The following is a 7,766-nucleotide window of genomic DNA, read 5'->3' on the forward strand; positions in this document are numbered from 1 at the left end:
TTAGGCTGGTCAGGTGGTTAGAAGTACAAGCCCCTGGCTTTAGACATGGGGTTGGTTTCTACGGAGTCCCTGACTGGCCTCTTAATTTTTATTGGTAAAACTTCACCTCGCTGTTTGACCGGAATGGATAAGCGAATTTACCCAGGGGTCAACCGCGAAGCCGTTATTTTTCTACTTTAGACAATATTTTGCCCTGACGACAAGAAATATTGGCTTTTTGTTAGTTAATTGCATTTTACCTCTTGCGGCCTTCTGGGTAAAGCCGCGATCGCCCTGGATTGTCTCCTGCTTGCCCTCCCTTGGCATCGGCGAGATGGGTTATGCTGAAAATCTCCAGATGCGCGATCGCATCGCCGATCTAGCCTCCCCCAAACAGCTATCCCCTCCTGCATTCATTCCCTCCCTTTTTTGTAAATTTTTGTAACAACTGGCAGTTGCGGATAGAATCTCGGCGATCGGACTTTTTTCTCGTTCTAATTCTCACCCTAATTCTGGGATTGGCGCTTCCTTGGGTTCCTTTGATCTCAGGTATTTAGACGTTATAGAGTCATTGACGCTACTCTGACACTTTTTTCACTTTTTAATTGTTATTTTGTTTGACATACAACGATTGCATTGCGACTCAAATATTTCGTTAGTTTTGTCAAAAAAACGATATTTTATGTTTAGTAGAATATCGTTTTTGGTAAAATTAAATTGCAAAAAGTCGTGAATATAAACCGGAGGGTTAGTGTTTGCAGGGAAAAGAACAGAGAGGGACAATAATTGAGCGAGAGGCTGAGGTTTATAGGGGGGGGAGATAAGGGGTGGCCACAAGAGAACTGAAGGAATGCGAGGAATCTTCGGAAAAACGGGAAACTTTTTGCTACAGTAATCTCAATCTGAGCGCATCCGGTTTTGGCGGGAGTGACGCTTCAGGGAGTCAAAGGTTATCTGCTATGGGTTGGAGCCGATGTTGAGATGCCGAAAGCAACGCTAAAAAAATTATTAAGATTGCGGAAGCAACTGCTAAAAGACGCCGAACTGGAACTGAATTATGTAGTGTTGGTGATTAGTTCTTGTGCGATCGCCACAATGGGACTGCTCAACAATAGTCCGGCGGTAATTATTGGAGCCATGATTGTCGCCCCTCTGATGCAGCCGTTGCGCGGCGTTGCCTTTGGCGCATTAGAAGCAGACCTCCAGTTATTTCGCAAAAGTTTATGGACGGGATTGGTAGGCACTGGCGTGGCGATATTTTTATCCTGGGCGATCGGGAGATTTGTGAACTTGCCGCCGTCAGAATTCTCCTCAGAAATGCTCTCGCGCACCCAACCCAACCTAGTGGATCTCGGAGTAGCGATCGCCGCCGGGGCAGTGAGTGGGTTTGCCAAAATTCGGCCTCGAATCAGCGACGCCCTAGCGGGAACTGCCATTGCGGTTGCCTTAATGCCGCCCTTGTGCGTGGTGGGTATTAGCCTATCCCAAGGATTTTTTGCTGCCAGTTGGGGAGCATTTTTATTGTACTGCACCAACTTTCTCGGGATTATCCTCGCCTGTATGCTGGTATTTGTCTGGGGCGGTTATTATATCGAGACCGAAAAAATCGGGCGGGCATTGGGGTGGACATTTGCCTTAGTTGGGGCGATCGTGATTCCCCTGTTTTGGAGTTTTTGGACCTTGCTCGCCGAAGCGAATATCCGCGCCACCCTCAAAGAAGTCCTACAGCGAGAAACGATTACCGTAGGTCAGCAAGTCAGTTTACTGCGGGCGATCGAAATTGACTGGAACCAAAATCCACCCGAAGTACAGCTCAGCGTCAACGCCAAAGAACCGATCACCCCCAAACAAGTCAGGGAAGTGGAAGAATTCCTGTACGACCGAATGCAACGACGGTTCACCTTAGTGTTTCAAGAAAGTCAAGTGCGCGAAGTCCGAGGGCAACCCCCACAAACCGAAGCGCCGGAAACAGAAAACCCAGGGGAAAAAATGCCCCCCCAGTCCCAAGGGGGCAGTTCAAAAGACATTAGCAACGAAAAAGCCAAGCGAATGCGGCCATTGCGCGCCACCGTGGTGGAAAAACTGCAATGGTCAACCCTGAAAGATTCGAGAGTAGGGCCAGGTAGGGAGAAAAAATCTTACCGCAAAACAGAACCGGGCGCAAAATAATTTTGTAAAATTCGTGACGAGAACGCGAATCATGGAGTAAGGTAGATAAGGCAAGCAAATTGAACATTGAATCGAGGATACAGTTAGAATGACTGCCACGACTACCCCGGTAAAACACGAAGTCAAAGATATTTCTCTAGCGCCCCTAGGGAAACAGCGGATTGATTGGGCGGGACGGGAGATGCCCGTGCTGCACCTGATCCGCGATCGCTTTGCAAAGGAAAAACCCTTCGCCGGGATCCGCATCACTGCTTGCTGCCACGTCACCACCGAAACCGCTCATCTGGCGATTACCCTGAAAGCGGGTGGTGCTGATGCCGTGCTGATTGCCAGCAACCCCCTAAGCACCCAGGATGATGTTGCAGCAAGCTTGGTGGCAGATCATGGGATTCCTGTCTTTGCCATCAAAGGGGAAGACAACGAAACCTATCATCGTCACGTAGAAATCGCCCTGGATCACAAACCCAACATTATTATTGATGACGGGAGCGACGTGACGGCAGGTCTGGTGCAACATCGCAAGGATCAACTGTCGGATATCATCGGCACCACGGAAGAAACCACCACCGGGATCGTTCGTCTGGCGGCAATGTTCAAAGATGGCGTTCTCTCCTTCCCGGCGATGAACGTCAACGACGCTGAAACCAAGCACTTCTTTGATAACCGCTACGGCACCGGTCAATCCACCCTAGATGGAATTATCCGCGCCACCAATGTCCTGCTGGCCGGTAAAACTGTGGTAGTGGCCGGTTATGGATGGTGCGGTAAAGGTACCGCCTTGCGCGCGCGCGGTTTGGGTGCCAATGTCATCGTCACGGAAATCAACCCAGTGCGGGCCTTGGAAGCGACGATGGATGGCTTCCGCGTCATGCCGATGGAGGAAGCAGTGCGTTACGGCGATTTGTACGTGACGGTCACCGGTAACAAGCACGTGATTCGTCGCGAGCACTTCGAGAACATGAAAGATGGTGCCATTGTTTGCAACTCCGGTCACTTCGATATCGAAATCGACCTGAAGGGCCTGGGTGAAATGGCGTCTGAAAAACGCACGGTGCGTCCGTTCACCGAGCAATACAAGCTGCAATCTGGCAAGTCGGTGATCGTGTTGGGTGAAGGTCGTCTGATTAACTTGGCGGCAGCAGAAGGACACCCCAGCGCGGTGATGGATATGAGCTTTGCCAACCAAGCGTTGGCTTGCGAGTATCTGGTGAAGAACAAAGGCAAGCTCGAACCGGCTGTGCATTCGATTCCGGAAGATATCGACCAAGAAATCGCCAGCCTGAAACTGAAGGCAATGGGAATTCATATGGATGCTCTGACCCCAGAACAGGTGAAGTACATCAATTCCTGGACTTCTGGTACCTAATCGGTTGGACGAACTTGCCTCTGACGAGTTAGACGTCAGGGGTGAGTCGTCACCGACTTTGCTTCGGGGGGGTGCCCCGGTGTCTTGCACGCCCGCCCCGAAGCGCCTTTTATCTTACCCCCCTTTGTTGCAAACGAACGCTGTGGCTCGACTCTCGGTTGAATTAAAACGCTATTTTTTTGACGAAGCCCGCTCTGAGGAAGTGACGTTGGCTGCGATTTGGCAGTTGGCGGGAGAGCGGATTTTTGGGTTTTTGTTCGTGTTGCTGTCTCTGCCCTCGGCGTTGCCGGTGCCGGCACCGGGTTATTCGATTCCGTTTGGGGTGGTGATGTTGCTGCTGGCGGTGCAGTTGTTGGCGGGGGCAAAACGCCCTTGGCTGCCGCAAAAGATGTTAAATCGTCCGATTGAGTTGAGCAAGGTGCAAGGGGTTTTGAACTCGGGGATGCGTTGGTTGCAGAAAATTGAGATGTTGTCTCGTCCGCGCTTGAGTTATGTCTGCACCAGTCTGCCGGGACGAATTATTATTGGATGCGCGATCGCCGTGATGTCGGTTTCGATGATGGTGCCGATTCCGTTTACCAATACTCTGCCGGCGATCGGGATTTTTGTCACCGGCTTTGGCTTGCTCGATGACGATGGCGCAATTAGCTTGGCAGGTTTGGTGATTTGTGCGATGGGCTTCACCCTCTCGGCGTCAGTTCTGATTTTTGGCTACGAAATGGTCAGAACGACGATCGATGTGATGAAAGATTTCATTCTGAATCGCTCGACGAGTTAAGCAATTTTGCTTTTAGATAAAACAGGTTTTTTTATACTTTGCGAGAAAACGGCGTTTTTGTGAGAAGACCGGATAAAATTTCAAATTTAGGGGGTTTGCGAAACTGAGGCGATCGCTCCTGTCCTGAATCATTTCCCGATTGTCGCTTCGCCGTGGCGGAAATGTTGTCCCCTTTGTCGCGGAATCGGTAGGAGAGATCGCCTCTTATGTCAGAATAATACCCGTACTACTCGCCCTCGATTCCCATCGATGAAACACAACGCAAATTCTCTCCCCGGTATGACACTTGAAAAGAAAACATCTGCGTTTAACGATCCGGCATTTGCCCATAACAAAACCCGGCCAATTCATCGATGGGTTCCCTGGATTGCTGGCTTTTCCAGCCATTTTGTCAGGGATGCCTTGCACCGATACCTGGACGAAAAAAGTACCGTCTTAGACCCCTTCGCCGGGGTAGGAACCACGTTAGTTGAAGCAGTTTTACTGGGTCATAGAGGGATTGGATTTGAAATTAACCCTTATGCGGCATTAGCCGCAAGGATGAAAATCAATGCCGATCGCATTGATGTCCAAATCTTACAAGAAACCCTTTTAAATTTCCAAACCTTCTACACCGAGAGAATCGGTTCTCAGTCTTTCCCGAAAAGTCAACCTCCCCAAGGATTCAAAACCCGATCCGAATTTTACAGCCCCCAGGTTCTCAAAAAAGTGTTAACGGTCTTGGATTTTATTGACACCCTGGATAATCTCTTCTTACAAGAGTTGTTTAAACTGGTATTTGCATCCACGATGGTGCGCTATTCCAATTATTCTTACGAACCCAGTTTGAGCCGACGGGTGACAGCAGGCAAACCTGAAATTATCGATTTTCCGGTAGAAGAAGCGATTATCGCAAAACTAGAAGAAATTGCCACAGATATTGCGAAAGTGGACTTTCATCAGAAAGAGCGCTGTGAAAATTTTCCGATAATTGAAGATTCCTTCTTAAATTACCAAAATTACTTAACGCCTGAATCGGTGGATGCAATCGTCACCTCACCCCCTTACTTAAATAATTATCACTACAATCGCAATACCCGACCTCAACTTTACTGGCTGGGATTTGCGAACAATCCGAAGGATTTGAAACGACTCGAACACTTAAACTTCGGGAAGTATTGGCAAACCGTGCGCGATCGCCAACCAATTGACCTGGAGTTTCGCTTACCGGAAAGCGATATCGATCGACGCTTAGAGACGATCCGACAGATTAATCCCGAAAAAGGAATCTATGGCGGTTCTGGTTGGGCTAATTATGCCGCATCTTATTTTAATGACTGCTACAAATTCGCCCAAGGCATCCATTACGTTCTCAAGTCGGGCGGTACAGCCCTGGTGGTCATTGGCAACAGCATTCTACAAGGCATTTTAATTCCCACTGACCAATATTTTGGCAAAATTGCTGAATTGGTTGGGTTAGAATTAGTGAATATTGATATTCCCCGTTCCACGCGAGTGGGAAATAGCATTATTCAATCCGAAGTGCGGGTGGCCAAAGCCAAAAAATCTCATCACCTGTATGAAGCGATCGTGGAATTAAGAAAACGGTAAATCCCCTAAAAATCGCCAACTTTTTCGGTGACGATCGCTAAGGATGGCAATACTCCCGTTAAACGTTCTGCCCAAGGTCTACCGGGATGCAATACATCCCACTCTGATGGCGCTTGGTTATATCGTCCTGACCCGGGATCGTGATTTCCAAACCCATCAATGACACAATTCCAAAGGGGTTGATATCTTCGAATCAGTTCGGCTTCTACAGGTCCGATGAGATCGGTTTCGATATGGGTTAAAATCGTAAATCGACAGTTGAAGTCCTCGGTCTGTAAATTTCCCACTTGTTCTATGCTTCTGGCATGTTCTCTCAGTCGGCGATATAAAACAGTGGTTTGAGTCTCCTGTGTTCTTGCGGTTCGCCATCCGGGAGGAACGGCTTTTCCGATATAAATCGGTTGCTCTAAAGCCTGTTTGTTCGCATCGGCAAGTCTCGCATAAAGCCCGCAGTCACCGAGATAGTAAAGTCCATAAACCCCCGCACCGATAAAGCGGTTGGTTGGGGGTAAGGGATAAACCGGCGTTTCGCAGAAAAACTGAATGGCATCGTTAACTACACTGCGAAATTTGGGCGAGCGAAAAATATGGCGATTGGGATTGAATGTCACGGTTTTTTGATGGCGCACAGTTGCCAGTTCCACGATCGCGGTGGATGGGAAGGGAGTGGTGCGATCGCCTCCGGGGTAGGAGCGATCGCCGGACGGGAGTGCGCGATCGCTCTGAGCGGTTTATCCCCGTCTCCTATCACTCACTACCCATACACCACCGCCTTTCCGGGATAAATTTGACGGGTTCGCTTGGGAATGTATATCCATTCCAAATCTTGCAGCCGATTCACCAAGTTAGAGATACTCACGCCGAGTTCTTCTCGCATTTCATAGAGGTGAGGCCAGCGGGTTAAATCCCGACCCTGGCTTTTCTCTTCTAAAATATGTCGCGGCATCAGCAGGCAACTGGCAAAATACTGCGCCTGCCATTCAATCGATTCGAGCTGCGACGCGCTAGAAAGAAACCCCGCCACCTCTCGGGTCCCTCGGCAGACAAATGGCTCATCCGGTGCGGTCACCTCCAGATCGGGCAGGCGAGATTCGGGATCCTCCGCCACATCTTGATTGATGTGCAGCACCCAATGGCCGATTTCATGGGCAAGGGTGGATTCTTGGAACCCCTGGGGCTTATCGAGTAACTGTTCGTTAATCTCGATGCAGCTCTGCAGGGGCAGGATCCGAGCCGCGATCGGCCCAATTTCATCTGGCGGGATGCACTCCCAAATGACGCCGAGATCCAAAAAATCCGCCACTAAGGTGACATCAAATGGCCAACGGGGTGCAAATTGATCTCCGCGCCGATCCATCTGTCTGAGCAGGTGATTGGCCCGATACTCAATCGCCTCTTTGCGATAATAGCGATACGGCTTGAAGATACTCAAGGTTATTCTCCCTCGCTTGCAACCTGTTGAAACACCTTTTGAGCAAAATCCGGATTTTCTCGCATCCGCCGCAGCAGGGCGGGCATGACTTTATAATTTTCCTTGAGAAAATCCTCGTAACGTTGCGGAAGGCGTCCGGCGAGGACGATCAGCTCCTCCTCATCGAGATCCAGATTCCGCGCCAACGACCGAATCACGTCTTCCTTCGGAGGATAGTCCGCGCGATCGTTCTCCAGCTTGGACAAGTAGGTGAAGTCCACCTCCAGAAGCTTGGCAAGCTCCCGTTGGCTGAAACCCTTGTCCTTGCGTGCTTTGCGAATTAGTTTACCAAAACTCTGTTCCACTTCTTTAAAATCCCCAATTAGGGGTCGATAGGGGCTTTGCAACCCTCACCTCCCATTCAGAACCGGACATGAGACTTTCACCTCATCCGGCTCCTAGCCAACTTATCC

Annotated in this window: 8 protein-coding genes; 5 read left to right on the top strand and 3 right to left on the bottom strand. The window is 49.6% G+C overall.

Going from position 1 to position 7,766, the window contains the following annotated elements:
- Positions 1-960: 960 nt before the first annotated feature.
- The 4 genes from LKK83_RS11965 to LKK83_RS11980 all read left to right on the top strand — a co-directional run bounded on the left by LKK83_RS11965 (position 961) and on the right by LKK83_RS11980 (position 5,882).
- Entirely contained in the window at positions 961-2,148 is a 1,188-nt protein-coding gene (locus LKK83_RS11965) for a DUF389 domain-containing protein (RefSeq protein WP_324631360.1), read from the top strand.
- A gap of 88 nt (positions 2,149-2,236) precedes the next feature.
- Positions 2,237-3,514, top strand: coding sequence for an adenosylhomocysteinase (ahcY, locus tag LKK83_RS11970; RefSeq protein ID WP_324631361.1), 1,278 nt, complete (start codon positions 2,237-2,239; stop codon positions 3,512-3,514).
- A gap of 142 nt (positions 3,515-3,656) precedes the next feature.
- On the top strand, positions 3,657-4,292 hold the full coding sequence (locus LKK83_RS11975) for an exopolysaccharide biosynthesis protein (RefSeq protein WP_324631362.1): 636 nt from the start codon (positions 3,657-3,659) through the stop codon (positions 4,290-4,292).
- Positions 4,293-4,571: 279 nt separating this feature from the next.
- Positions 4,572-5,882, top strand: coding sequence for a DNA methyltransferase (locus LKK83_RS11980; protein WP_324631363.1), 1,311 nt, complete (start codon positions 4,572-4,574; stop codon positions 5,880-5,882).
- Positions 5,883-5,887: 5 nt separating this feature from the next.
- Here the strand turns inward: LKK83_RS11980 and LKK83_RS11985 are convergent, their stop codons facing one another.
- On the bottom strand, positions 5,888-6,511 hold the full coding sequence (locus LKK83_RS11985; protein WP_324631364.1) for an Eco29kI family restriction endonuclease: 624 nt from the start codon (positions 6,509-6,511) through the stop codon (positions 5,888-5,890).
- Between LKK83_RS11985 and LKK83_RS11990 the strand changes: the two genes are divergently transcribed.
- Positions 6,503-6,667, top strand: a complete 165-nt coding sequence (locus tag LKK83_RS11990; RefSeq protein WP_324631365.1) for a hypothetical protein — start codon at positions 6,503-6,505, stop codon at positions 6,665-6,667. The genes LKK83_RS11985 and LKK83_RS11990 overlap by 9 nt on opposite strands.
- Here the strand turns inward: LKK83_RS11990 and LKK83_RS11995 are convergent.
- Together LKK83_RS11995 and LKK83_RS12000 are read right to left on the bottom strand one after the other, a co-directional pair.
- Complete coding sequence (locus tag LKK83_RS11995; protein ID WP_324631366.1) at positions 6,637-7,314, bottom strand: ImmA/IrrE family metallo-endopeptidase; 678 nt, start codon at positions 7,312-7,314, stop codon at positions 6,637-6,639. The two genes, LKK83_RS11990 and LKK83_RS11995, sit on opposite strands and share 31 nt — an antisense overlap.
- A 2-nt stretch (positions 7,315-7,316) precedes the next feature.
- Positions 7,317-7,658: a helix-turn-helix domain-containing protein gene (locus LKK83_RS12000; RefSeq protein ID WP_324631367.1), complete on the bottom strand. Its 342-nt coding sequence runs from the start codon at positions 7,656-7,658 to the stop codon at positions 7,317-7,319.
- Between the last annotated feature and the right edge of the window lie 108 nt (positions 7,659-7,766).

This window comes from Phormidium sp. CCY1219 (assembly GCF_035615515.1).
Taxonomy (GTDB): Bacteria; Cyanobacteriota; Cyanobacteriia; order Cyanobacteriales; family Laspinemataceae; genus CCY1219.